The organism is Bradyrhizobium sp. CB2312 (genome assembly GCF_029714425.1).
Taxonomy (GTDB): Bacteria; Pseudomonadota; Alphaproteobacteria; order Rhizobiales; family Xanthobacteraceae; genus Bradyrhizobium.
This window is the reverse complement of the sequence record NZ_CP121668.1, coordinates 4,913,001-4,937,530: the sequence shown is the minus strand read 5'-3', so window position 1 is coordinate 4,937,530 and position 24,530 is coordinate 4,913,001. Positions and strand designations below refer to the sequence as shown.

Sequence of the window (24,530 nt, the reverse complement as noted above, 5' to 3'; positions counted from 1 at the left end):
CCTGTGCCTTGAAGCGTCCACATTGGCGATGGAGAAGCGGTCAAACGAAGGCAGGCTTTGGCGGAATCATGGGGACGCGGGGGACGACGATGCACGGTGTGGTTGGCGGCCTGATCGCCGGCCTTCTGCTGCTGGCGGCCGCCCCGGCCATGGCCGAGTCTCCGGCCGAGCAGATCTCGAGCTTCCGCCTCAAGCACGGTGAAGTCCGCGTCGTCCGCGACGCAACGCTGGACCGCATCGCCATGGACCAGGCGCGCGCGATGGCGGCGAAGGACGACCTCAGCCATGACGCTCTCGGTCCATTCAACAAGCGCGTCGCCCCGGCCGGCGCGGGCCGCGCCGCCGAGAACATCGCCTACGGCTACGACAATTTCGAGAAGACGCTCGGACAGTGGATCGACTCCTCCGGGCATCGCAAGAACCTGTTGCTGCACAACGCTTCCCGCGTCGGCATCGCCAGTGCCAAGAACGCCAGCGGCAAACGCACCTATTGGGCGATGGTGATCGCCGGCGATTACGAGCCCAAGGGCAAGAAGAACAAAGATAAGGAGCCGCTGGTCGCCGTGAAGCGCGAGACTGCGCCCGCGAGCAAGCCGAAATCCAGCGGTTGCCACATCAAGCTGCTCGGCCTCTGCATCTGAGGCCAAACCGGGCCGTCTTGCTCGCAGTCCTCCCCGCGTCTAATGCATGAAGATCGCGAAAGGCGGAGACGCACTTGATCGACCTCGACCGAATACGCGCCGACACGCCCGCCGCCGCGCGAGTAGCCTACCTCCATAACGCCGGCGCAGCTCTCATGCCGACTTCCGTTGTCACGGCGATGAAGCAGCATATCGACCTAGAAGCCGAGATCGGAGGCTATGCCGCCGCCGACCGCGAGACCGATCGGCTCGATGCGGTTTACGGCTCGGTCGCACGGTTGCTGAACGCCGCGCCTGACGAGATCGCTCTCGTGGAGAACGCGACGGTTGCCTGGCAGATGACGTTCTATTCGCTGCCGTTTCGCAAGGGCGATCGCATCCTGACCGCCGAGGCGGAATATGCCGCCAACTATGTCGCGTTTCTTCAGGTCGCCAGGCGCACCGGCGCGACCATCGATATCGTGCCGAGCGATGCCAGCGGAGAGCTCGATGTCGCCGCGCTCGAACGCATGATCGACGCGCGCGTGAAGCTGATCGCAATCACCTGGGTCCCGACCAATGGCGGGCTGGTCAATCCCGCGGCGGCGATCGGCAAGATCGCGCGGGAGCATGGCATTCCCTATCTGCTCGATGCCTGCCAGGCGGTCGGCCAGATGGCGGTCGACGTGGAAGCCATTGGCTGTGACATGCTGTCGGCGACGGGACGCAAATTCCTGCGCGGCCCACGCGGCACCGGGTTTCTCTACGTCCGCCGGGCGCTGCTGCAACGCCTCGAGCCGCCCATGATCGACCACTTCGCGGCACCCTGGGTCGCGCGAGATGAATACCGGTTGCGCGACGATGCACGCCGTTTCGAGACCTGGGAGAACAATTACGCGGCCCGGCTCGGGCTTGGGGCCGCGGTCGATTATGCCCTCGATATCGGAATGGGCCCGATCGAGCAGCGCTGCCGCGAGCTTGCGGATCGTCTTCGCGGCGGCCTTGCATCCATTCGTGGCGTCACGATTCGCGACCTCGGACGCACGCCGGGCGCCATCGTCAGCTTCACGATGGAGGGGCATGAGGCGGATGCCGTCGTCCGCAGCGCCGCTGCGGCCGGCATCACCATCGGCGCTTCGGATCCTGCGAGCACCCGCATCGACGCCGAAATCCGCGCGCTGCCGCCGCTCGTGCGGGCATCCCCGCATTACTACAACACGGAGGCCGAGATCGATCGGCTGATCGATCATCTGGCGGGTTTGGCGGCACGGTAGCGGCGCGCACCGCTCAGGTGCAGCGCGCGCTCAGTCCGGATGCGCTGAGCCTCGCCATGACCTCGTCGAGATGCGCGGCGTCGCGGGTCTCGATGACGAGTTGCAGCAGCGTCGCCTTGGCCGGCAGGTCGGAGAAGGTCCGCTGATGCGAGACCTCGATGATGTTGGCGCCGGCCTCGGCCAGCAGCGCCGCGACCGCAGCAAGCTGTCCGGGCCGATCCGGGATGTCGAGTGACAACTGGGTCAGCCGCCCCTCACGCGCGAGCTCGCGGGTGAGGACGGACGCAATCAACCGCGTGTCGATATTGCCGCCGCTCAGCACCAGGCCGACTTTGTCGCCGGCAAAGCGGGAGGGATCGGACATCAGCGCGGCGAGGCCGGCGGCGCCGGCGCCCTCGACGACCGTCTTCTCGATCGAGATCAGGGTTGCGACCGCGCGCTCGAGCTCGGCTTCGTTCACGAGCGCGATGTCATCGACCAGACGGCGGACGATCTCGGTGGTGATCTTGCCGGGCGACTTCACCGCGATGCCTTCGGCAAGCGTGTCGCCGCGCGCCGGCAGATTGCCGTCGTGGATCGCGTTGTACATCGAGGGATAGAGCCAGGCTTCGACGCCCAGGATCCGCAGCGATGGCTTGATCGACTTGGCGGCGATGGCGATGCCGCTGATCAGTCCGCCGCCGCCGATCGGGACGACCAGCGTATCGAGGTCCGGCACGGCGTTGAGCATCTCAAGGCCAACGGTGCCCTGCCCCGCGATGACCAGCGGATCGTCGTAAGGATGGACGAAGATCATGCCGCGGGCCTCGCCGTGGCTGCGCGCGAATGCGGCCGCCTCTTCCAGCGTTGCGCCCGTGACCACCACCTCGGCGCCATGGTGCCTGGTGTTCTCGACCTTCACCATCGGCGTGCCCACAGGCATCACGATGGTGGCGGGAATGCCGAGGCGCTTGGCGTGATAGGCGACGCCCTGCGCGTGGTTGCCCGCCGACATCGCGATGACGCCGCGCGCACGCTCCTCCGGCGTCAACGCAGTGAGCCGATTGAGCGCGCCGCGCTCCTTGAACGAGGAGGTGAACTGGAGGTTCTCGAATTTCAGCCAGATGTCGCAGCCGCAGATGTTGCTCAGCGTGCGGCTGTAGCTGCAGGGCGTCTCGACGACGGCGCCGCGGATGGTCTCGGCGGCGACATGAATGTCCTTAGGTGCGATCGGAAAGCCGCTGAGATCGACAGACGTATTTTGGGACAACTCGGCCATGGGACAGCATAGAGCATTTGACAGGCCCAGGCGATAAGCCGACCGCTATTTGGTAAATTCCCGGGAGCGCGAGGCGCGCCAGAGCGTCCACAGCGTGCGCAGCCGCGAGCCCGGCTGCGGCGTAAACGGATTGCGCGCTGGCTGCGACAGGCGCTTGAGGTCGGCCCGCACCAGTCCGAGCGGCAGAAACGCCGACCGAACCGCGGCCGGCACATCCGCCAGCAGCGAGAGCGCCGTCGCCAGATGCTGCTGCGCTTCGCCCGTAACCTGGTCCAGCACGGCACGCAGGTTCGGCGTGTCCTTGCCGGCGAACACGTCCTCCATGCTGCAATTGTGACGCGCCAGGACCTGCTGTGGCAGGAACAATTGTCGGTGCGCCGCATCGCGTGGCAAGTTCGCGATGACCTGCGCCATGCCCTGCGCCAGTCCGGCATGGCGGGCGAGATGCTCGGCCGCATCCAAGGGCGGCGCCATGATGCGGGCCGCGAGGGCAAACAGCGCCGATGAGGTCGCGGCCAGATAGCCTTCCAGCGCCGCCGTGGTCGGCATCGGATCGTTGTAGAGATCGAACTGGTGCTCGTCGACGAGCAGCGACAGCGGTTCGACCGGCAGGTCGAAATCGCGGATCGCGCGGAGCAGCTCCGCTGCCACCGGATTGCCCTCGGCGCTGCCATGGGCGTGGCCCGCGAGCAGATCGGTCCACCATTGGAAGCGGATCTCGCCGGGCAAGGGCTGGCTCACCTGGTCGCGGACGCGGACGATCTCGACATTGAAGGCATAGAGCGCCAGCAGCGCACGACGCTCGGCGGCCGGCACGAACAGCGTTGCGGCATAGCGCGGAAAGTCATGGCTGCGCAGCAGATCGGCGCAGTAAGTCACAGTGTCCGGCGGCGGGGCACTGCTCATGGCACGGCGATCAGCGCGGCTGCGACACGCCGCCGTTCGCCGATCATGATGTTGTAGGTGCGCACGGCGGGGCCGGTCTGCATCGTGTCCAGCACCACCCTCACCGCCTTGAGCGCCTGGCGCAGCTCTGGCGGCGGCAGCCAGAGCCCGGTTCCGGTGCCGATCAGCAGCGTGTCGATGCCGTTCGCGGCCGCGAACACCCGGTCCAGCGAATAGCGGTCGATCTTGGCCGGATCGGTCACGTCCCAGGCCCAGATCGCGTCGGGCAAGCAGAGCAGCGAGCCGCGATGCGACATGCCGGCAAAGGCGAAACCGCCCTTGCCATAGGCCTCGATCGGCGCCGAGCGCGGGAAATGCGGAGCGTTGGGATCGCCGGCCATGAGCTTCGTCCGAATGGGCTGACTACCCTCGCAAACTCGTGCGAGGGCATAGGGTTCGGATCACGCCTTGCCTTTCTTCGCCGGTGCAGCCGTATCGGGCGCATCCTCGCGATGCTCGCCGACGCCGAGATAGATCAGGATCGGAGCCGCGATGAAGATCGAGGTGTAGGTGCCGACAAGCACCACGCCGAACATCATCACCGCGGTGAAGCTGTGGATGGCATGACCACCGAACAGCAGCAGCGCCAGCAGTGCCAGCGTCACCGTGACGTGGGTGATGATCGAGCGCGACAGGGTCGAGTTGATGGACTCGTTGAGCAGCTGCGGCATCGGCATCTTCTTGTAGCGCCGCAGCATCTCGCGGATACGGTCGTAGATCACGACGGTGTCGTTGAGCGAATAGCCCAGAATCGTCAGCAGCGCCGCGATGCTGGTCAGGTCGAAATCGACCTGGCTGATCGACATGAAGCCGATCGTCAGCACGATGTCGTGCACGTTGGCGATCATGGCGCCCAGCGCGAACTGCCATTCGAACCGGAACCAGAGATAGATCAGGATCGCGACGATCGCGAGCATCAGGCCGAGCATGCCGTAGGCCAAGAGCTCACCGGCGACGCGCGGACCGAGCACTTCGGTGCGCTGAATGTCGACGCTGTCGCCGAGCGCGCCACGAAGCTTCTGCAGGGCCGCCTGCTGGGCGGCGTCGCCCCCCGGCTGTTCCGCAACACGGATCAGGACGTTCTCGGGCCCGCCGAACTGCTGCAACTGGATTTCGCCGAGACCCAGAGCGTCGAGCGTGGTGCGCATCGCCGCGATGTCGGCGGTGCCGGACTTCGCCTTCACCTCGAGCAGCGTGCCGCCCTTGAAGTCGATACCGAGGTTCAAGCCGTGGGTGAAGAACAGCGTGATCGCGACGATCGACAGCGCCGCCGAGATCGGGAAGCTGATGCGGCGGAAGCGCGTGAAGTCGAAATGCGTGTTGTCCGGAACGATGCGCAGCGACGGAAACAGGCCAAGCGCCGCGACCACGGTGAGAATGGCAATGAGGACGCCGAGCCCGATGAGAACGGTGTGAGTCACGATCAGGCTCCTAGATCGGCACGCTCTGCGGCCGCTTCCACCGCACCCACCAGGCGACGATCAGCCGGGTCAGGGTGAAGGCGGTGAACACCGTGGTGATGATGCCGATGCCGAGCGTCACGGCGAAGCCGCGCACCGGGCCGGTGCCGATGTAGAACAGCACCGCGGCAGCAATGAAGGTGGTGATGTTGGAATCGAGGATGGTCGCGAGCGCGCGCTTGAAGCCGGCGTCGATCGCCGAGATCGCGTTGCGGCCGCCGCGCAATTCCTCGCGGATACGCTCGTAGATCAGCACGTTGCTATCGACCGCAATGCCGACGGTGAGCACGATGCCGGCGATGCCGGGCAGCGTCAGCGTGGCGTTGAGCAGCGACAACAGGCCGAAGATCATGGCGACGTTGATCGCCACCGCGATGTTGGCGAACACGCCGAACAGCCGGTAGGTCAGCAGCATGAACACAATAACGAGGATCGAGCCGACGTAAGCCGCAAGCTCGCCCTTCTCGATCGAGTCCTGGCCGAGGCCCGGGCCGACGGTGCGCTCCTCGACCACGGTCAGCGGCGCCGGCAGCGCGCCGGCGCGCAGCAGGATGGCGAGATCGTTGGCCGATTGCACGGTGAAATTGCCGGAGATCTGGCCCTGGCCGCCGGTGATGGGCTCGCGGATCACGGGCGCCGAGATCACCTTGTTGTCGAGCACGATCGCGAACGGCAGCCCGACGTTTTCCTGCGTCGCCTGCGCGAATTTGCGCGCGCCCGACGTGTTGAACTTGAAGCTGACGACCGGCTCGCCGGTGCGCTGGTCGAAGCTCGCCTGGGCATCGGTGAGGTCGCCGCCGGCGACCAGCACCTGCTTCTTGACCACGTAAGGCGTCGGCGGCGGCGAGGCGCTCATCAAGAGCTCGGATTCCGGCGGCAACCTGCCCTGCTGCGCCTGATCCGGCGGCACGGAGGTGTCGACCATGCGGAATTCCATCTTCGCGGTCTTGCCCAGCAATTCCTTCAGGCGGGTCGGATCCTGAAGGCCGGGAACCTGCACCAGGATGCGGTCGTTGCCCTGGCGCTGGATCACGGGCTCGACGGTGCCGAGCTCGTTGACGCGACGCTCGACGATCTGGATCGACTGCTCGATGGTCTTGCGCATGCGGTCGAGCATCGCGGCCTGCGGGATGGTCAGGCGGATCACGCCGCCGCCGGCGTCGGTCACCTCGAGATCGCGCTGACCGCTCGATCCCATCAGACCGCCCAAGGGCTGGGACAGCTCGCGCAGCTTGGCGAGCGCCGGCTGCACGTCGGTCTCCTTGGTGATACGCACCTCGGCCGCGTCGTTGCGCACGGTGACGCCGCCGGTGAAGCCGATCTTGGCATCGCGCAGAGTCCGGCGCACGTCGTCACGGATCTGATCGAGCCGCTCCTTCTTCACATAGGCAGAATCGACCTCGAGCAGCAGATAGGAGCCGCCCTGGAGGTCGAGGCCGAGCACGAGCCGGCGCTGCGCCCAGGCGGGCCAGGTCTTGACCTGCGCTTCGGGAAAGAAGTTCGGGACCGCGCAGAGGCACACGATCAGCGCCGTCAGGATAATCCCGAGCGCCTTCCACCGCGTGAAATACAACATCGACTGGACCTGTCAGATCAGGAGACTTGAGATGCTCGCAGCAAAGCGCTCACTTGGCCGCGGTGTCGTCCTTCGCGCTTTCCTTCGAGCTTTCCTTGGCCGGCTCGCCCTTGGCGCGGACGCCGGAGATCATCTGGCGCATCTGCCGCACGCGCACGCCATCGGAGATCTCGAATTCGATCTGGTCGTCATCGACGACCTTGGTGACCTTGCCGACGAGGCCGCCCGAGGTCACGACGGTGTCGCCGCGGCGGATGTTCTTCACGAGGTCGGCATGGTCGCGGACCTTCTTCTGCTGCGGACGCAGAATCAGGAAGTACATGATCACGAAGATCAGGGCGAACGGCAGCAGCGACATCAACATGCTGTTGGTGTCACCGGCGCCCGCAGCCTGGGCATACGCAGGGGTAATCAACATTTCGGACGATCCTCGTGAGAACGGGGGACAGCCGGTCAGGCCCTCAAAGGCGACCGGTTCGGTCAAATTCGCGCGGACTATAGCGGCCACCGCCCCAATTGCAACGCTGCCAGACCGGCGATTTGGCCACCTTGCGGCGCGCCGTCAGGCCCGATAAGGCTGCGTTCTCAGGAACTTCGGACATGCCCAAAAAACCAAGCAAAAGCCCGGCCGGCAAAGGCCCCCGTACCCCTGCCAAGAAGCCTGCCCGCCTCGCGGCAAATCGCCCCAAGGGGGCGGTTAACGCAGCCGCCACAGCAGCCCCGGACCTCGCCCAGGAGCGCATCGTCCTCGCGCTGGAGACGATCGCCGCGCACCTTGCCGCCCAGGGCAAGCCGATCGCCGAACCCGCCTCGTTCGACCGGGCAGACGCCTATGTCTGGCACCCCGACGGCCGCCTTTCGGCGGTGCCGCGGGTCAGCCGCGTCGAGCTGTTCCTGCTCAAGGGCGTCGACCGGATGCGCGACATCCTGATGGAGAACACCGAGCGCTTTGCGGGCGGCCTACCCGCCAACAACGCCCTGCTCTGGGGCGCGCGCGGCATGGGCAAGTCGTCCCTGGTGAAAGCGGCACATGCCAGCATCAATGCGGACCGCAAGCCCGCCGACAGGCTGAAGCTGATCGAGATCCACCGCGAGGACATCGAAACGCTGCCGATGCTGATGGAGAAGCTCCGCGACGCCAGCTTCCGCTTCATCGTGTTCATCGACGACCTCTCCTTCGACGGCAACGACGCGTCCTACAAATCGCTCAAGGCCGTGCTCGAAGGCGGCATCGAGGGCCGGCCCGAGAACGTCATCCTCTACGCCACGTCCAACCGCCGCCATCTGCTGGCGCGTGACATGATCGAGAACGAGCGCTCGACCGCGATCAATCCCGGCGAAGCGGTCGAGGAGAAGGTCTCGCTGTCGGATCGCTTCGGCCTGTGGCTCGGCTTCCACCGCTGCAGCCAGGACGAATATCTCGCGATGGTTCGCGGCTATTGCAGCCATTTCGGCATCAAGATCGACGACGAGGCCCTGGAGCGCGAAGCGCTGGAATGGTCGACCACGCGCGGCTCTCGCTCGGGCCGCGTCGCCTGGCAGTTCGTGCAGGAGCTGGCGGGCCGGCTGGGTGTGAAGCTGGCGGCGACGTAGCGGTCGGATCGCAACCCGGTTACGGGTGTCTTTCCCCGAAGACGGGGAATCAAGGGCGCGCGCGCATCAAACCCGGCTCTGGCGGCGTGTAGGGATCTGGGGCGCCGAGTTTGTACATTGCGCTTCAGCCCCCGGGACCCAGAACGAGATGCCGCTTCTCACTTAGTAAAAATGTGCCTCGAGGGTGTCGGCGGCGTTGCCGCCGGGGGCGAAAGATTGAACGTCAGCCAGACGTTCCAGCCCGCTGGCCGATTTTCATTGGCGAATTCGCCGTAGGCCTTCAGGTTCAGATATCCCTGCATGTCTCCGACCGGGAAAATGTAGCCGACCTGCGGTCCGGCGCCGAGCACTCGCGACCGGAAACAGTCGACGCGATCGCCGGAGCCGCTGTCGCAGCCGAGCTGCTGATAGGCGTAACCCACGAGGCCGACCTGCCACTGCTTGGTCAGGAATTGCGACGCGCCCCAGTCGAAGTGCATGTCGACGCCGCTTTGATATTGAGTGGAGGGGTTGACGAAGTTGTATGTAAATCCCAGCACCCCTGACAACTCGTGCCCGGTCTTTGGATTGAAATAAGTATAGCCACCTCCAACGTCGATTACCCAATGCCCGAGCCCTAAATTTGCAAGACGATCCGACTGATAGGCCCCAACCGGGATGTCCCCGGTGATGTACGTCATGTAGTTGTGAACACCGGCGTTCCATTTCAGCTGGAACATCGGAAGCAGATCGCCAAATGCAATGATCGAGCTGTCGATGCTGTCGAAGCGCGAGAATGGCAATACTCCGCCGCCTGGTCCCGTCACGGTCCCCACCAGTGATCCCGCCAACGACGTCGAGTTGGAGCCGTAGATACCCAGCAGGGAGGCCTGCGCCTGCGCGCCCAGCACCGGTGTCTCAAAGGTGTAGGTCCCGACTAGAAGGCCAAGATCCACATTCGCTTTGACGTTCGCATTCACGTTGACGTTCAGATTCGCGGGAATGCGACCGATCGTGATCTCCCGTGCCCGCGCCACGTCGCCGCCGGCGGAAACCGAGGTATGATAGTAAATCGAGGTCACCGACCAACCGGGCGCCTGCGCGGGGGCGGCGGCGAGGCTGCCAAAGAAGCCGGGTATCCAGAAGCTGACACCGCCTTCATCGGCTCGCGCCGCATCATTGGGGAGCGCGAGTAAGGTGGCAATTGCCGCCGCGCCCAGCCGACAAACGAAACCAGTCCTTGGTATCAATTTCCTGCTCTTCATCGCGGATCTCCCATCCTTTCACGGTCTGCAACGGAGCGGCGTTGCGTGACCAGAAATTTCCGAATCTCGAAGCAGACACCTCTCACCTCTCGGGGAAGAGCAGTGACAATTCGGCCCGCAACTGCCAACTCGGCGTGCCGGTTGGACGAACGACGTTGTAATAGCCGGCTATATTTGCGCTCACTGGCTGGTCGCCGATCTTGAAGATTCGGCCGAAACCGCCACCGATCGGTACGGTCCACTGCTGACCCGGCGCCGCCAGCCAGTTCGCGGTGATTACAGGTGAGCTTGTCAGGTACCATCCGTGCGCCATGTTGTAGTTGACGAACGGCTGCGCGAGAAATGCGTTTACGGGCGGCCGCAATGGATTGCCGCCAACTGACCACTGATTGTTGACCAGCACGCCGATCACCCAATGTCCGGGCGTCACGAGGGCAACGGCAGTCGGACCGAACAACACCTTACCTGTTCCGAGAATCGGATCGCTCGCGGACGGAACCGTGAAGACGGGACCGACGCCCCAGATCAGAGTGCCTGGATGGGTGGGGGTGAAAAAGAACTGCTGGGTAATGTCGCCAATTCCATTCGTGTTGTTGTTAAAGAACGGACTAGGTTGACTGATCACGGGCATGATGGTGCGCGAGATCACATTCCAGTCCGCGTTGATTCGCAGCGGTATGACTGGCTGAATGTTGAGGACTTCCTGGGTGCGATTGAACGGCCCGGCGTTGAAATTCGTATTGCTTTGGAACGGAACGCTGACGAGATCGGCGATAGGATTCTGCGATTTTTTGGCGAGGTCTTCGTCTTCGGAATGTTCAGCAGAATGTCCGGTTCTTGTCGGCGCGATCGTGTCGGGAAGCCCGCTCTCGAATTTGTAGTTCGCACCAAGCTTGACCATCTGAAGGTCGCGATTCAGCGGGATCGAGGGGACAGTGGGCGAAGTCCAGCTTCCGAGCCCAACGTAATCGTATTCGAGCTTGAGCGTCCAATTCGCCTTGAAGCCGTATTCGATACCGACGCCAGCCAGCCAGCCAGAGCTGGTGTTGGACCCCTGCCAAGTGACGCCGGGGAAGTTCAGCGAGGCATTGCTGCGCACCCAGCCACCGCCAAGCTTGGTGTAAAAAAGCCAGCGGTCTTCCACGAGCCCGACGCGGCCTGCCACCGTTCCGATCCAGTTCTGGCTCACCGAGCCGAGCGTAGGAGTCGGAAGCACGGGATGACCAAATGTCGCCCCATCGAAATCACCTTCCACGCCCAACAAAAGATGGCCGGCTTGGAAATTGTAGCCGGCCTGAACGCCACCGATGAATTCCGTGAGCCCGCCATATAAATTGCCTGGAATGTTCAGGCTGCCGCTCGTCCAGGCCCCACCGACATTTGCGCCAAGATAAAACCCTGACCAATTGTATGGCGGCGGAAGAGCGGCCGGAGCCTTCACCGGCATATCCGCAGCACGCGCAGTGACGCTCACCAAGATAGCAAGCAGAGCCGCAAGGAACGACTTCATGGCACGCTCCCATATGGGGTAACGATATTGCCAGATTTTCCCGTCGCTCCCTCATTCAACTACAATTAGTTATTTTTAACTGTCTCTTACGGGACACACTCGGCGAGAATATCGATCAGCTGGGTGCTTTGCGCATACGAGGCCGCTGTTGGCCCGTTTGAGACAGACCAACTGGCACAGAATTGTCCGCTTATGGGGATAGACCGGAAGCGACGGATGCGGAGGCCATGTTCCAGGCCCGATGTCCGTTGTGAATTGGCCACAACCTGAAACTTAGTCGGCGTGCTCTGCTCAATAGCGCGCATTTAGCTTGATGGTTGATTCGCGCCGCATTCGCGCGGCAAGCAGCCCTACGATCTCGCCTCTAATCAAACGAAAAGATCCTCTTCCAGTCCTTCTTCATGTCCACAACGGTCCACCTGTTCAGCGCTGCAGCATCGAGAGCGACATCAAGCTTGCCGAAATGTGATTGGCGATCGTAGGCATATTCGCGTTCCGCGTCGGTATGGTGGACGATCAGGCCGAACCGTGCGCCGCTGGCACCCAGCGTCGCCCATTGCAGCATTTCGAGGTCGCCATCGGAGTTCCCGAAGGCGGCGATCGGACGGCGGCCAATATGGCTATTGATCCCGATCGGCTTGCCGGCCTTGTCGTCGATGAAATCGACCTCGGGCAAGCGAAATAGAACCGGCGTGCTGTCGCGCATTTCATAGCGAGTCTTGATTGACGATCCGACGACCTGCTCGGGAGGCACTCCATAAGTCGTCTCGGTCCATGGCCGCATGAATTCGATGCCGCCACCTGACACGATGAAGGTCTTGAAGCCGTTGGTGCGGAGGTAAGCGAGCAATTCGAGCATAGGGTGATAAACGAGTTCGGTGTAGGGGCGTTTGAAGCGACCATCACGCGCGGTCGCAAGCCACTCTGTGACGATCTTCTCGAACTCCGCTGTCGTCATGCCAGCGTGAGTCACCGCCACCAGCTCGGCCACGCCCTTTTCTCCGAAAGCTGCGAGCGCCTTCAGGTCGCCGTTCAGCACTGCCGCGAAGGGCTGCTTTTCCTTCCATTCCGGATGCATGGGCGCAAGAACCTTCACGCGATCCAGCGCAAAAGCGAGCTGCACATACATCGGCTGCTCGATCCAAAGCGTCCCATCGTTGTCGAAGGTCGCGATGCGTTGATCGGGCGGTACGAAATAGGGCCCGCCACTCTCCGTGATCCGTGCGACGAAGTCGACGATCGAAGCTTTCGTCGGGCCCTCATTCCAAGATGGCAGAGGACCGGTTTGCGTCTGGGCCATGGCCGACGTGGAACGTAGGGCGGCAGATAGAAACGGAAGCATCGCCAGAGACGAGAGCAGTACGCGACGGTCAAGGCGTGGAAATCGCATGATCTGTTTCATTGTCGACCCGCTTCGATTGTGCGGTCACTACCGGTCAACATTGAAGGTGCGTGCGAGGCTGGTGCATCGCTGCAGTTCGTCGCACGCTTGCCGATATATGCTGCTTCGCGAGCAGTTGGATTCTGACCGCAGTGGATCGGCGAGCGCCCCATGTCGGGCGCCCGCATCACCCGCAAGCATCCGAGCTACTGGCTCGGGTGCCCCTGACCCTTCTTGAGCTGTTCCATGACCTGATCCAAGTTGTAGCTCGCGGGATCCTGCAGCGGGGGGAACTCCTTGTAGGATTCCAGCTCCTTCAGCCACAGCACCTGCCCGATCGGCAGCAGGTTCCAGTCGTATATGTAAGCCGTGACCGGCCCGGCGAGCGCGCCGCTGAACCAGAAAGCCGCCTTTTTCTCATCGCCCCATCCCGTCTCGAATGGATCGCGCTTGAGGTTTACCATGCCGGCTGCGAACTGGGTCTGGACTCCCGGGGAGAGGAAGCCCGTCGCGGTTTCGGGCGCGATCGCGAAATACATCTTCCAATTCTTGTAGCGCACCGCCGACGGGTGGCTGCTGGAATAGTAGAAGAAGGTATCGCGCGCCGACTTCTCCGAACGTCCCGAGAGGTACTCGGTCTGATCGACGCCATCGAGCTTGGTCTTGACGATGCCCGGATAGGCGCCGGCCATGATCCGCTTGTTCAGCGCATCGCCCTTGGCTCCGCCAGCAATGTTGACAAGCGTGGGCAGCCAGTCGAGCGACGCGAAGATGTCGTTCTTGACGGTCCCGGGCTTGATGACGCCCGGCCAGCGAATGACGCACGGAGCGCGCATGCCGCCTTCCCAGGTGTTCATCTTCGAGCCCTTGAACGGTGTGATGCCGCCGTCCGGGAAGGTGAACGTCTCGGCGCCGTTGTCGGTGGTGAACACGACGATCGTGTTGTCGAGCTGGCCCATGTCCTGGAGCTTCTTCAGCACATAGCCAATGTTGTCGTCCATCTGCTTCATGCCGGCTTCGTTGACGCCCCAGTCCTTGCCGCCCGGCTCGCCGACCATGGCCATGTACTTGTCGTTCAGCACGGTCGTGACGTGCATGCGCGCAGGGTTGTACCAGACGAAGAAAGGCTTGCCCGTCGTCTTCGGGTCGTTGCGATCGATGAAGTCGATGACCTTGGCCGAGATTTCCTCGTCGACGCCCTTCGATCGCTCAAGTGTCAGCGGGCCCTGATCGACGCACTGCTGAGTCCTGGATGTACCGTCCGACTTGCACGCCAGCACGTTGCGCGGAGGCGTCAGGCAAACCGTCGTCTGCGGATCGACCGCGCCCGGTACCTCCGGGATACCGGGGATCGGCGTATTCTTGCATGGCGGAACGACCGTCTGCTGGGTCGGGGTCTTGTTGATGTCCGGGAAGCTCACGCCCTGCATCGCATCTAGATGATACAGATAACCCCAGAACTCCTGGAAGCCGTGCGCGGTCGGCAGCGCGTCGGTATGGTCGCCGAGATGGTTCTTGCCGAACTCGCCGGTGTTGTAGCCGAGATCGAGCAGGAACTTGGCGAGCGATGGAGTGCCGGGCCGCAGATAGGACGGACTGCCGGGCAGTTGCGGAGGAATCATCCCGGTGCGCAGCGGATTCATGCCGGTGAAAAAGGCATTGCGGCCGGCCGTGCAGCTCTGCTCAGCGTAGTAGTGCATCAAGATCGCACCTTCGTTGCCGATGCGATCGATGTTGGGCGTTTCCCCGACCATCAGGCCGCGGTGGTAGATGCTCGGCTGCATCCAGCCGATGTCGTCGCCCATGATGAAGAGGATATTGGGCTTCTGGGCCGGCTGTGCATTCGCCGGCGTGCTGGCCGGCCCGGACAGCGACATCAACATCGTCGCGGCAAGCAGCGAGGCACAGGACCTCTTGTGGCAGCTGGATGTCTTGCAGGGGGGAATTGCGGCAAACGGCAGCTTGTCACTGAATATGCAATTCAACATGGCATTGCTCTCCCGTTATGATGCGTTAGAGACACCTCGCCTGATGCACCGAAATCCAAGATGACTTGTGGATGTGTCGACCGGCTCCGCATGTCGCGCAGCCGGCCGGTAGCGCCTGCAGTAGTTCGGCGCGCACAAATGCGAGCCGCCTTTGATGACCTTGCGTGGAATCTTGACGTTGGTCGTTCTGGGGTCGTAGCTATCGGCCTCGCGGCCGCCGCGCGGGTTCTCTGGAATGCAGCAGGCTTTTGCGGCGTCGGCCTCATGCCGAGGCGCGTACCAGTCGGACGTCCACTCCCAGACGTTGCCGATCATATCGTACAGCCCGTATCCGTTCGGCGGAAATGCGGTGACCGGCGATGTCCGTTCGTACCCGTCGTCGCCGGTATTTTGGCGTGGAAATTCGCCCTGCCAGGTGTTGGCCATGTGACGGCCCTCGGGCGCAAATTCATCTCCCCAAGCGAACTCGGCGCCGTCCAGCCCGCCGCGCGCCGCGAATTCCCATTCCGCCTCGGTCGGCAAATCCTTGCCGGCCCATCTCGCGTAGGCGATCACGTCGCTGAACGCCACATGCACGACGGGATGATCATCCAGCCCGCGGATATTGCTCCCGGGTCCGTAAGGATGCCGCCAGTCCGCGCCTTTGGCGAAGGTCCACCACTGGCTGAAGTCTCGGAGATTGACCGGATACGCGGGCGGAGAGAACATCAGAGAACCCGCGTAGATCATATGCGGGAGAATTCCGGGATAATCCTTTGGATCGGGCGTGATCTCGGCAACGGTGACGTGGCCGGTAGCTCTGGCGAATGCCTTGAATTGCCGGTTCGTCACTGGATGGCGATCCATCCAGAAAGCATCCACGGTGACGCGGTGGACCGGCGCTTCCTCCGGATAGTGCCGATCCGAGCCCATGCGAAACGTGCCGCCCGGCACGTACAGCATCCCCTCATCTGCTGGATGCTGGAACGATTGTCCGGGATCAGGCGACGATTTCGTGTCAGCCAGCTTCATGCCGATCTCCGGACCCGTGCATCATTGGCCTGCGCCACCACGGAAACGGAACGCCACTCTTCCAGGTTGATCTAGATCAAGGGTTCAGGGTTAGGTCTTTCACGCCGGCGCTGGGTCGCGGGCAAGCCCAGTCATGTCCGTTGCGCCGTCGAAACCGAAGCGGATTCAAAACACTAGACGATCGCACCGAGAGCCATCGGCTACTTTGCATGGGGTTGTTTTTCGAAATTTGATTTTCCGGTCGCAAAAGACTCAGTACGCCATGGTTCGAGGCACGTTCTCGGCTTGGCGACCGCTGCCTCTGGAATACTGGATCGCCCGCTCGAGTGCGCAATGCGCACAAGACGGGCGATGACAGCATATTTGTGGTGATTGCGCGCCTGACTCTGTGGGCCCGCGCCTCACGCTCCGTTCAGGAATTGAAGCGGGTCAACCGGGCTCGATCCCTTGCGGATCTCGAAGTGGAGCTGCGGCGACGCCACCTCACCGGATTGACCCGACTTGGCAATGACCTGACCGCGCTTGATGGTGTCACCGCGCTTCACCAACAGCTCACTCGCATGGGCATATGCGGTGACGTAGCCGTTGGAGTGCCGAACCAGGACCAGATTGCCGTAACCTTTCAGCTCGTTGCCGGAATAGGCGACGACGCCGTCTTCAGCCGCCTTGACCGGGGTGCCCTCGGGCACCGCGAGATTGATGCCGTCATTGGACTTGCCGTTGGTCTTGGCGCCATAGGTCGTGACCACCTTGCCACGCACCGGCCAGCGGAAGGTCGGCAGCGCGCCGGTGGCTTCCGCAGCCTTCGCCGGGGTCTCGACGGGCTTCTCTTCGACGTTGGTAGCCTGGGCCAGACGCGCGCTCTGCACTGGCGCGGCAGCCGCCATTTTGGTCGCCGGAACGGGAGCGGCCGCGACGGGCTGGAGCGTGCCCGCAACCGGCGCAGCCGCGACGGGGGCCGGAGCAACCGGCGCGGCCGCTGCAGCGGTCCGGGCGCCGGGCACGGTCAGCTTGGTGCCGAGCTTGAGCTTGGCCGACGGCTCGATGCCGTTGGCGCGGGCGAGCTCGGCCGCCGAGATGTGGTTCTTGCGGGCAATGCTGGCGAGCGTGTCGCCGCGGTTGACGAAGTGGGTGCGCGGCGGTGCAGCAACGGCCGCAACGGGCTTTGCGGCAGGCACCATCGCAGGAGCTGCTGCGATGGCAGCCGGCGCCGGCGCGGCCGCCGGATGCGGAATGATCAGCTGCTGGCCGGGCGAAAGCGCGCGCGGCCCCTTATAGCCGTTGGCGGCGAGGATCGCCTGCGGGGTGACGTGATAGCGCTTGGCGAGCACGTCGAGCGTGTCGCTGGTGCCGACGATGATCTTCGTCCCCCCGGACGGCTGGGCCGCGGCGACCGAGCGCGGCGGCACGGTGGCGGTGGTCTCGAGGTGCGGCTGCGCCGGGGGCGCATAGGAGCTGACGCCGCGCCCGCCTCCGGACACGCCGCCGCCCGAGGTGACGGGATAGGATTGCGGCGCGGATACTGCCGGCGGCGGCAAAGGCTGCGACTGGTAGTAACCGGGCTGGGTCTGCGGCCGCGCATATTGCGGCAGCTCACGCTGCGGCGGCGGGGCCTGCTGCACCGATCCGGTCTGCTCAGACGAGAAGGGATTGGAGAAGTTCGATTGGGACAGCCGCGACGACATGTCGGCGCTGCACCCTGCGAAGCTGAAGGAAATCAGCGCCAGCGCCGCGACCTGCGGCACGCGGCGCGAGTAAAGCAACTCGGCGACGACAGACATGGTTACTCACTCGTACGCAACAGAACTGGTCTTTTAAGTAAACACGCGCCGAGTAAATAACCGCTTAACCCTCCCAATAAGACGTTGGCAGCACTGCCGATCCGGAATTCTACAGCTCCCGCGCCACGCCGGGTAGCGCCGGCACGAAGCGGACCTCGACGAGTTCCTTGCGCTCGATCCCCGCTTCGGTCCGGGTCAGGCGGATCAAGGTCTGTACGCCCTGATGCGGGCCGACCGGGGCGATCAGGATGCCACCGACCTCGAGCCGCTCGACCAGGTTCTCCGGCAACTGCTCCACCGCGGCGGTGACGATGATGCGATCGAACGGGCCGATATTGGGTGGCAGGTTGAGACCGTCGCCGAGCATCACCTCGACATTGTGACAGCCGAGCTTTTCGAGCCTGGCGCGCGCCGTATCCGCGAGCTTGCGATAACGCTCGACCGTCAGCACCTGCCCTGCAAGCCGCGACAGCACCGCGGCCTGATAGCCCGAGCCGGCGCCGATCTCGAGGACGCGGTGCTGCTTCTGGAGCTGGAGCTGCTCGGTCATGTAGGCGACGACGAAGGGCTGGCTGATGGTCTGCCCGCAGGCGATCGGCAGCGCACTGTCGCGATAGGCGCCGTCGCGATTGGCCGCGTCGACGAATTCGTCGCGCGGCACCTCCTCCATGGTCCGCAGCACCGCCTGATCGCTGATGCCCCGACGCCTCAGCGTGAGCTGAAACATCATCTTTTCCGGTGGGTGCTGATTGGAGGTCATCGCTGCTTGTGTCGTTTCGTCAGATCCGGATCGTCGCGCCCATGCTAAGACCCGCGCCAAGAATCTTGTTCCTGCTCAGGAACCCATGATAGCTTTTTTGCCGAGGTATTTGACCACAAATTGGCTTGCAGCGGCCTGAGCGCAAAGGCCATTTTCAGGCGTCCGTTCGCCGAAACGCGCATTGCGTCGATTCGCGTTATCTGCGAACGTTTTCCGCAAATGGGCAAGGACTCAACGACAATGGCTGCGACAGGGCTTTCGGGCCGCTCTGTATTCCTCGTCGAGGACGAGGTGATGATCAGGATGATGGTCGCGGACATGCTCGAAGAGCTCGGTTACAAGGTCGCCGCCGAGGCCGGCGATATCACCGAAGCCATGCGGCTCGCCCAGGCGACCGAGTTCGACATCGCCATTCTCGACGTGAACGTCAACGGCAAGGTCATCTCGCCGGTCGCCGACCTCATCAAGGCGAAAGGCTGCCCGTTCATCTTCGCCACCGGCTACGGCTCCTCCGGCCTGCCCGAGCAGTACCGCGACCGGCCGGCGCTGCAGAAGCCGTTCCAGCTCGACGCGCTCGGCAAGACCATCGAAGCCGCGCTTCGCGGCGGCTAGCTGCTATTTCAGCGTCGCGCTCAGCGCTTCGGAAAACGCCTCATTGGTGCGGTCGAGCCGGAGCGGCGTGACCGAGACGTAGCGCTCGCGTAGCGCCGCCAGATCCGTGCCGTCCGCCGGCGTATCCATCATCGCCGCGCGCTCGAAGCCGATCCAGAAATAGGGATTGCCGCGGCCGTCCCTGCGCTCGTCGATCTTGAGGAAGCCGAGATTGCGCTTGCCCTGGCGGGTGACGCGGATGCCCAGCACGTCCTCCGGCGCGCAGGCCGGGAAATTGACGTTGATGACGGTATCCTTGGGGATGCCGGCAGCGATCACTTTGCGCAGGATGTCGGGGCCGAACTTCCGAGCGGTGTCCCACGGCGGCCGTTCGCGGGTCTCGACGCTGAACTCCTGCGACAGCGCGAATGACGGCAGCCCCAGGATGGTGCCTTCGAGCGCGCCGGCGATGGTGCCGGAATAGACCACGTCCTCGGCGACGTTGCGGCCCTTGTTAACGCCGGACAGCACGAGGTCCGGCAGCTTGGTGCCGAGGATATGCCGCGCGCCCATGATGACGCAGTCGGTCGGCGTGCCGCGCACGGCGAAGTGCCGCGGCCCGACTTCGCGCAGGCGCAAGGGATCGTTGAGCGACAGCGAATGTGACACCCCGGACTGGTCGAGTTCGGGCGCGACAACCCAGACGTCGTCGGACAGCGCCTGCGCGATCTCCTCCACGACCTTGAGGCCGGGGGCATGGATACCGTCGTCATTGGTGCAGAGAATGCGCATGCGAAAGGTTGTTTCCTGAAGCTTGGTCCGAGCCGTCTTATCCGGCTATGGCCGATCAGGCAAACCGGACCGCTTGAAGCACGGCCGGGTTCCCGGAGCGCCAACTACCGGCGGATGCGCCATTGCGGCAGGAAGCGCGCGAGCCGCCCCTCAGCCCGCAGCTTCATCGCCGGCACGACCGCGCTCACGACGGGAGCCTCGATCACGCCGAGCGCCTCCAGGTGCGCGACGATCGGGTCCGCGCTCGGCGACTGCGGAAAACGTTCGCGTGCCACCGCCAGCGCCTTGTCGAAGTCACCGGCATTGACCCCGGGCTTGGCCCGCCGGCTCTGCACGAGATCGTCGTCCCAGAGCCGCACGATCTCGATGTCGAGCACACCGCGCAGCCGCTGATCGACGGCTTGGATGCCGGCACCCGTCACCGCCCATTGTCTGCCGACCCAGAAAATATCGCGGTGCAAGGCCATGAACAGTCGGGTTCGCATTGTCAAGTGGCCGGCAGGATAACCGGCCGCCCGATCTTCGCAACCAAACGTTTCTCTGGTTTCAGGCGAGCAACGCGCAATTCTTGCTTGACGCGTTTTCTTTGCGCGAACTGGTATCCACTTCGCTAGAAAAACGAGCTTTAGTCGCGCCCGACCACTTTCAAGCCGCCCATATAGGGCTGCAGCACATCAGGCACGGCGATCGAGCCGTCCTCCTGCTGATACGTCTCCATCACGGCGATCAGCGCGCGGCCGACCGCAGTGCCGGAGCCGTTCAACGTATGCACGAAGCGCGGCTTGCCGTCCGGCCCGCGCGAGCGCGCATCCATGCGCCGCGCCTGGAAATCGCCGCAGACCGAGCAGCTCGAAATCTCGCGGAACATGCCGCCCTCGCCCTGCCCGGGCATCCAGACCTCGATGTCGTAGGTTTTTTGCGACGAGAAGCCCATATCCCCTGCGCACAGCGTCATCACGCGGTAGTGCAGGCCGAGCTTCTGCAACACCTGCTCGGCGCAGGACAGCATCCGCTCCAGCTCGTCCTTGCTGGTCTCGGGCGTCGTGATCGAGACCAGCTCGACCTTGGTGAACTGGTGCTGTCGGATCATGCCGCGGGTGTCGCGCCCGGCCGCACCCGCCTCGGCGCGGAAGCACGGCGTCAACGCGGTGAGGCGCATCGGCAGCTGCTTCTCGTCGAGAATGGATTCGCGCACGAGATTGGTGAGCGAGACCTCCGCGGTCGGGATGAGGCCGAGGCGCTCGGTCTTCAGCCGCTCGTGATCGGGCGATGCGAGCAGCTCGCCCTTGATCGCCCAGAACTGATCGTCCTCGAATTTCGGCAATTGCCCGGTACCGAACATCACCTCGTTGCGCACCAGCAGCGGCGGATTGATCTCGGTGTAGCCGTGCTCATTGGTGTGCAGGTCGAGCATGAACTGGCCGATCGCGCGTTCGAGCCGCGCCAGCCCTTTCTTCAGCACGACGAAGCGCGCGCCGGAGAGCTTTGCCGCCGCCTCGAAATCCATGTAGCCGAGCGCGGTGCCGAGATCGTCGTGCAGCTTCGGTGTGAAGCCATAGCTGCGCTTGTTGCCGAACACGTGGTGCTGCACGTTGCCATGCTCGTCGACGCCATCGGGCACTTCGTCGAACGGAATGTTCGGGATCGCGGACAGCTCTTTCGTCAGCTCCTCGTCGGCCGCCTTCGCGGCGGCTTCGAGCTGCGGCATCGTGGTCTTGAGCTCGGCAACCTCGGCCATCAGCGTGGCCGCGCGCGCCTCGTCCTTGGCTTTCTTGGCGTCGCCGATTTCCTTGGAGGCCGCATTGCGCCGCGCCTGCGCTTGCTCCGAAGCCAGGATCGCGGCACGCCGCCGCTCATCGATCGCGAGCAGCGAGGCCGACAACGGCTTCAGGCCACGCCGGGCAAGGCCGGCGTCGAAGGCTTGCGGATTGTCGCGGATCGATTTGATGTCGTGCATGGGCCGTGGTCCTGAATCAGCGCGTAAACGTACAACTTCGAATGTTGACAGTTTACATTGGCGCGCCTCCCCTAGCACAGCTGTCATCATCCGCGAAGGCGGATGATCCAGTATTCCAGAGACGAGAGTGATTCCTCGAAAGGCCGCGGCGTACTGGATTCCCCGCCTTCGCGGGGAATGACAGCGGAGCTAGCCGTCCTACTCGGCCGGATTGGCCGGTGTCGACACGTCGGTGCCGGTGGCTTGCGACGAGGCCGCCGCCTTCTTCTCCACCATCGCCACCGCGATGATCGAGCCCTCGTAGAGCGCCAGCAGGGGAATCGCGAGCGAGCACTGGCTGAGCACGTCGGGCGGGGTCAGCACGGCCGCAATGACGAAGGCGATGACGATGAAATAGCGGCGCTTCTCGCGCAGCATCTTCGAGGTGATGATGCCGATGCGGCCGAGCAGCGTCAGGATCACCGGAAGCTGGAAGGCGATGCCGAAGGCGAAGATCAGCGACATCATCAGCGACAGATATTCGCCGACCTTGGGCAAGAGCTGGATCTGCGCGGTCTCGTCGCTGCCGGCCTGCTGCATGCCGAGCGAGAAGCGGACCAGCATCGGCAGCACCACGAAATAGACGAGCGCCGCGCCCAGCACGAAGAAGAACGGGGTCGCGACCAGATACGGCAGGAAGGCCTGCTTCTCGTGCTTGTAAAGCCCTGGCGCCACGAACTTGTAGATCTGCGTCGCCACGATCGGGAACGAGATGAAGCCCGCGCCGAACAGCGCAAGCTTCAGCTGCGTGATGAAATATTCCAGCAGCGCCGTGTAGATGAACTTGGAATTCTCGGGCCCTGCGACCCACACGAACGGCCAGACCAGCACGTTGTAGATCTGCTTGGCGAAGAAGAAGCAGAAGATGAAGGCCACGCCAAAGCCGAGCAGCGCCTTGATCAGCCGCGAGCGCAACTCGATCAGATGGTCCATCAGCGGGGCTTTGCTGGCCTCGATATCGGCGTCGGTCATGACGCTTTGGCGTCCTTGATCGCCTCGGATGGCGCGGTGTCCTGAGTGACCGGGGTCTGTGCCTGCTCGACCTCACGGGTGATGGCGAGCGGTTCGTTCACGGCCGCATGCGCCTCGGCTTCCAAGAAAGTTTCCGGCGTCGGGACTTCCGGTGTGGTTGGCGTCGCCGGCGCTTCACTTGAAGTCGCCGGCGGCTCGACAGCGGTCGTCGTCGGTGTCTCGGCAGGCTTGTCGAGTGCATCGACGCGGAGCGCGTCGCTGACATCCTTCTGGAGCGAGGTCAGCGGATTGAACCCGGTGGCGGCTTCCTTGACCTCGTCAAAGCTCTTCTTGAGGTCGGCCATCTCGGCCTCGCGCATCGCTTCCTGGAACTGGCCCTGGAATTCGGCGGCCATCTTGCGCGCCTTGCCCATCCACTGCCCGACCATGCGCAGCACGCCCGGCAGCTCTTTCGGGCCGATGGCGATCAGGGCCACGACCCCGATCAGGACCAGTTCACTCCACCCGATGTCGAACATGAGGTCTTCCGTTCACGCGAGGCCGCAGCAGGCCCAATCCCTTGCGCGCAGGATCGGGCCGCTACCCGCGTCTCGCGTGCTCTCTGGCTCAGACGGCCTTGCTGCCGACGTCGGAGCGCGCCGCGGTCGGCGCGGCATTGTGCTCGATGGACTTGGCCGGCTCGGCGGGCTTGTCGGCGGGCTTGTCGTCGTCCTGCATGCCCTTCTTGAACGCCTTGATGCCCTGCGCCACGTCGCCCATCAGATCCGAAATCTTGCCGCGGCCGAACAGCAGCAGGACCACTGCGATCACCAAGATCCAGTGCCAAATGCTGAGTGAACCCATCCTGCAACCCTCCAAACGCGCATGGCCGGGGACCCGGCCGATCTTTACCGAAACCTAGGCTTGGCGGGTGTCAAAAACAAGGACCAAGGCAGCGCCAATTCTCTGTTGGCGCTACGTAATCTTGCTAGTGTTAACTGGTCGCAGGTAGCCCGTGACGGGCCGGGACGTCACTCTTCAGCGCCGCCTTCGCCACCACCCTCATTGCCGCCTTCCGGCGCTTCGGGCTCGACCGCGGGCGCCAATGCGAGATCAAGGTCCTCGCCCGGTTCCAGTGGATCCTCGTCCTCACGCAGTGCCGGGTCGTCCGACGGCGTCGGCACGCTGAATCCGGTCGGCAGACGCGAATCCAGCAGGCCGGTGCCCTTCAGCTCCTCGAGGCCCGGCAGATCGCCGAGCTGTTCCAGGGTGAACTGCGACAGGAAGTCCTCGGTGGTTCCGAAGGTCAGCGGGCGGCCGGGCGTCTTGCGACGGCCGCGCGGCTTGATCCAGCCGGTCTCCAGGAGCACGTCGAGCGTCCCCTTTGAGGTGACGACGCCGCGGATCTCTTCGATCTCGGCGCGCGTCACCGGCTGGTGATAGGCGATGATCGCCAGCACCTCGATCGCGGCGCGGGACAGGCGGCGGGTTTCGTGGCTCTCGCGCGTCATCAGCCAGGCGAGATCGCCGGCGGTACGGAAGGTCCATTTGTTGGCGACGCGGACGAGGTTCACGCCGCGCAGGGCGTAGTCGGCCTGGAGCTGCTCAAGCGCGGCCTTGACGTCGACGCCCTCCGGCATGCGCTTGGCCAGCGTCGCGGTGTCCAGCGGTTCACTCGAGGCGAACAGCAGCGCTTCCAGCAGCCGCAATTCTTCGGGACGTGCCTGGGATTCGTTCTCCATCGGCTCGGCCTCTTCTACCCGCACTTCAGCCAGGCTTGCCATGGCAAATTCTCCTTC

24 protein-coding genes are annotated in these 24,530 nt (G+C 63.8%); 4 read left to right on the top strand and 20 right to left on the bottom strand.

Annotation, left to right across the window (positions count from 1 at the left end):
- Positions 1-89 precede the first annotated feature (89 nt).
- Together QA642_RS24225 and QA642_RS24220 are read left to right on the top strand one after the other, a co-directional pair.
- Positions 90-641 (top strand): CAP domain-containing protein, encoded by a 552-nt coding sequence (locus tag QA642_RS24225; protein WP_283079083.1) that lies wholly within the window; start codon positions 90-92, stop codon positions 639-641.
- 74 nt (positions 642-715) lie between these two features.
- Positions 716-1,894, top strand: coding sequence for an aminotransferase class V-fold PLP-dependent enzyme (locus tag QA642_RS24220; RefSeq protein WP_283079082.1), 1,179 nt, complete (start codon positions 716-718; stop codon positions 1,892-1,894).
- 13 nt (positions 1,895-1,907) lie between these two features.
- Here QA642_RS24220 and QA642_RS24215 read toward each other — a convergent pair whose 3' ends face one another.
- From QA642_RS24215 to yajC, 6 genes are read right to left on the bottom strand one after another with little or no spacing between them, the layout of a single operon-like run.
- Positions 1,908-3,152: a threonine ammonia-lyase gene (locus QA642_RS24215; RefSeq protein WP_283079081.1), complete on the bottom strand. Its 1,245-nt coding sequence runs from the start codon at positions 3,150-3,152 to the stop codon at positions 1,908-1,910.
- Between the two features lie 45 nt (positions 3,153-3,197).
- On the bottom strand, positions 3,198-4,058 hold the full coding sequence (locus tag QA642_RS24210; RefSeq protein ID WP_283079080.1) for a phytoene/squalene synthase family protein: 861 nt from the start codon (positions 4,056-4,058) through the stop codon (positions 3,198-3,200).
- Positions 4,055-4,438 carry an MTH938/NDUFAF3 family protein gene (locus QA642_RS24205; RefSeq protein ID WP_027559316.1) on the bottom strand — a complete coding sequence of 128 codons (384 nt, stop codon included), beginning with the start codon at positions 4,436-4,438 and terminating at the stop codon, positions 4,055-4,057. The genes QA642_RS24210 and QA642_RS24205 overlap by 4 nt, the downstream gene beginning before the upstream one ends.
- Before the next feature lie 60 nt (positions 4,439-4,498).
- Positions 4,499-5,518, bottom strand: a complete 1,020-nt coding sequence (gene secF, locus QA642_RS24200; RefSeq protein ID WP_283079079.1) for a protein translocase subunit SecF — start codon at positions 5,516-5,518, stop codon at positions 4,499-4,501.
- Positions 5,519-5,528: 10 nt separating this feature from the next.
- Positions 5,529-7,133 carry a protein translocase subunit SecD gene (gene secD / locus QA642_RS24195; RefSeq protein WP_283079078.1) on the bottom strand — a complete coding sequence of 535 codons (1,605 nt, stop codon included), beginning with the start codon at positions 7,131-7,133 and terminating at the stop codon, positions 5,529-5,531.
- Between the two features lie 49 nt (positions 7,134-7,182).
- Positions 7,183-7,551: a preprotein translocase subunit YajC gene (gene yajC / locus QA642_RS24190; RefSeq protein ID WP_283079077.1), complete on the bottom strand. Its 369-nt coding sequence runs from the start codon at positions 7,549-7,551 to the stop codon at positions 7,183-7,185.
- A 182-nt stretch (positions 7,552-7,733) separates the two neighbouring features.
- Between yajC and QA642_RS24185 the strand changes: the two genes are divergently transcribed.
- Positions 7,734-8,726, top strand: coding sequence for an ATP-binding protein (locus QA642_RS24185; RefSeq protein WP_283079076.1), 993 nt, complete (start codon positions 7,734-7,736; stop codon positions 8,724-8,726).
- Between the two features lie 158 nt (positions 8,727-8,884).
- On the opposite strand, the gene QA642_RS24180 is transcribed toward QA642_RS24185, so the two are convergent.
- From QA642_RS24180 to QA642_RS24150, 7 genes are all read right to left on the bottom strand, one after another.
- Complete coding sequence (locus QA642_RS24180; protein WP_283079075.1) at positions 8,885-9,970, bottom strand: transporter; 1,086 nt, start codon at positions 9,968-9,970, stop codon at positions 8,885-8,887.
- Between the two features lie 82 nt (positions 9,971-10,052).
- A complete protein-coding gene (locus QA642_RS24175) occupies positions 10,053-11,480 on the bottom strand; it encodes an outer membrane protein (RefSeq protein WP_283079074.1) in 1,428 nt (475 codons plus the stop codon).
- A gap of 364 nt (positions 11,481-11,844) precedes the next feature.
- Positions 11,845-12,822 (bottom strand): HAD family hydrolase, encoded by a 978-nt coding sequence (locus tag QA642_RS24170; RefSeq protein WP_283086961.1) that lies wholly within the window; start codon positions 12,820-12,822, stop codon positions 11,845-11,847.
- Between the two features lie 245 nt (positions 12,823-13,067).
- Positions 13,068-14,738: an arylsulfatase gene (locus QA642_RS24165; protein WP_283086960.1), complete on the bottom strand. Its 1,671-nt coding sequence runs from the start codon at positions 14,736-14,738 to the stop codon at positions 13,068-13,070.
- A gap of 126 nt (positions 14,739-14,864) precedes the next feature.
- A complete protein-coding gene (locus QA642_RS24160) occupies positions 14,865-15,860 on the bottom strand; it encodes a formylglycine-generating enzyme family protein (RefSeq protein WP_283079073.1) in 996 nt (331 codons plus the stop codon).
- 401 nt (positions 15,861-16,261) lie between these two features.
- Positions 16,262-17,641 carry a LysM peptidoglycan-binding domain-containing M23 family metallopeptidase gene (locus tag QA642_RS24155; RefSeq protein ID WP_283079072.1) on the bottom strand — a complete coding sequence of 460 codons (1,380 nt, stop codon included), beginning with the start codon at positions 17,639-17,641 and terminating at the stop codon, positions 16,262-16,264.
- A gap of 109 nt (positions 17,642-17,750) precedes the next feature.
- Positions 17,751-18,401, bottom strand: a complete 651-nt coding sequence (locus QA642_RS24150; RefSeq protein ID WP_283079071.1) for a protein-L-isoaspartate(D-aspartate) O-methyltransferase — start codon at positions 18,399-18,401, stop codon at positions 17,751-17,753.
- Positions 18,402-18,641: 240 nt separating this feature from the next.
- On the opposite strand from QA642_RS24150, the gene QA642_RS24145 reads away from it, so the two are divergent.
- On the top strand, positions 18,642-19,013 hold the full coding sequence (locus QA642_RS24145; RefSeq protein ID WP_283079070.1) for a response regulator: 372 nt from the start codon (positions 18,642-18,644) through the stop codon (positions 19,011-19,013).
- 3 nt (positions 19,014-19,016) lie between these two features.
- Here the strand turns inward: QA642_RS24145 and surE are convergent, their stop codons facing one another.
- The 7 genes from surE to scpB all read right to left on the bottom strand — a co-directional run bounded on the left by surE (position 19,017) and on the right by scpB (position 24,515).
- Positions 19,017-19,784, bottom strand: coding sequence for a 5'/3'-nucleotidase SurE (gene surE / locus QA642_RS24140; RefSeq protein ID WP_283079069.1), 768 nt, complete (start codon positions 19,782-19,784; stop codon positions 19,017-19,019).
- Between the two features lie 104 nt (positions 19,785-19,888).
- A complete protein-coding gene (locus QA642_RS24135) occupies positions 19,889-20,251 on the bottom strand; it encodes a hypothetical protein (protein WP_283079068.1) in 363 nt (120 codons plus the stop codon).
- Positions 20,252-20,409: 158 nt separating this feature from the next.
- The gene (gene serS / locus QA642_RS24130) at positions 20,410-21,741 is read right to left on the bottom strand and encodes a serine--tRNA ligase (RefSeq protein ID WP_283079067.1); all 1,332 of its coding nucleotides are present in this window, start codon (positions 21,739-21,741) and stop codon (positions 20,410-20,412) included.
- Between the two features lie 198 nt (positions 21,742-21,939).
- Positions 21,940-22,752 carry a twin-arginine translocase subunit TatC gene (gene tatC, locus QA642_RS24125; RefSeq protein WP_235546241.1) on the bottom strand — a complete coding sequence of 271 codons (813 nt, stop codon included), beginning with the start codon at positions 22,750-22,752 and terminating at the stop codon, positions 21,940-21,942.
- Positions 22,749-23,270, bottom strand: a complete 522-nt coding sequence (gene tatB, locus QA642_RS24120; protein WP_283079066.1) for a Sec-independent protein translocase protein TatB — start codon at positions 23,268-23,270, stop codon at positions 22,749-22,751. Before tatB ends, tatC begins: the two co-directional genes overlap by 4 nt.
- A gap of 88 nt (positions 23,271-23,358) precedes the next feature.
- Positions 23,359-23,595, bottom strand: coding sequence for a twin-arginine translocase TatA/TatE family subunit (locus QA642_RS24115; RefSeq protein WP_027559334.1), 237 nt, complete (start codon positions 23,593-23,595; stop codon positions 23,359-23,361).
- A gap of 167 nt (positions 23,596-23,762) precedes the next feature.
- Entirely contained in the window at positions 23,763-24,515 is a 753-nt protein-coding gene (gene scpB, locus QA642_RS24110; protein ID WP_027559335.1) for an SMC-Scp complex subunit ScpB, read from the bottom strand.
- Positions 24,516-24,530 lie beyond the last annotated feature (15 nt).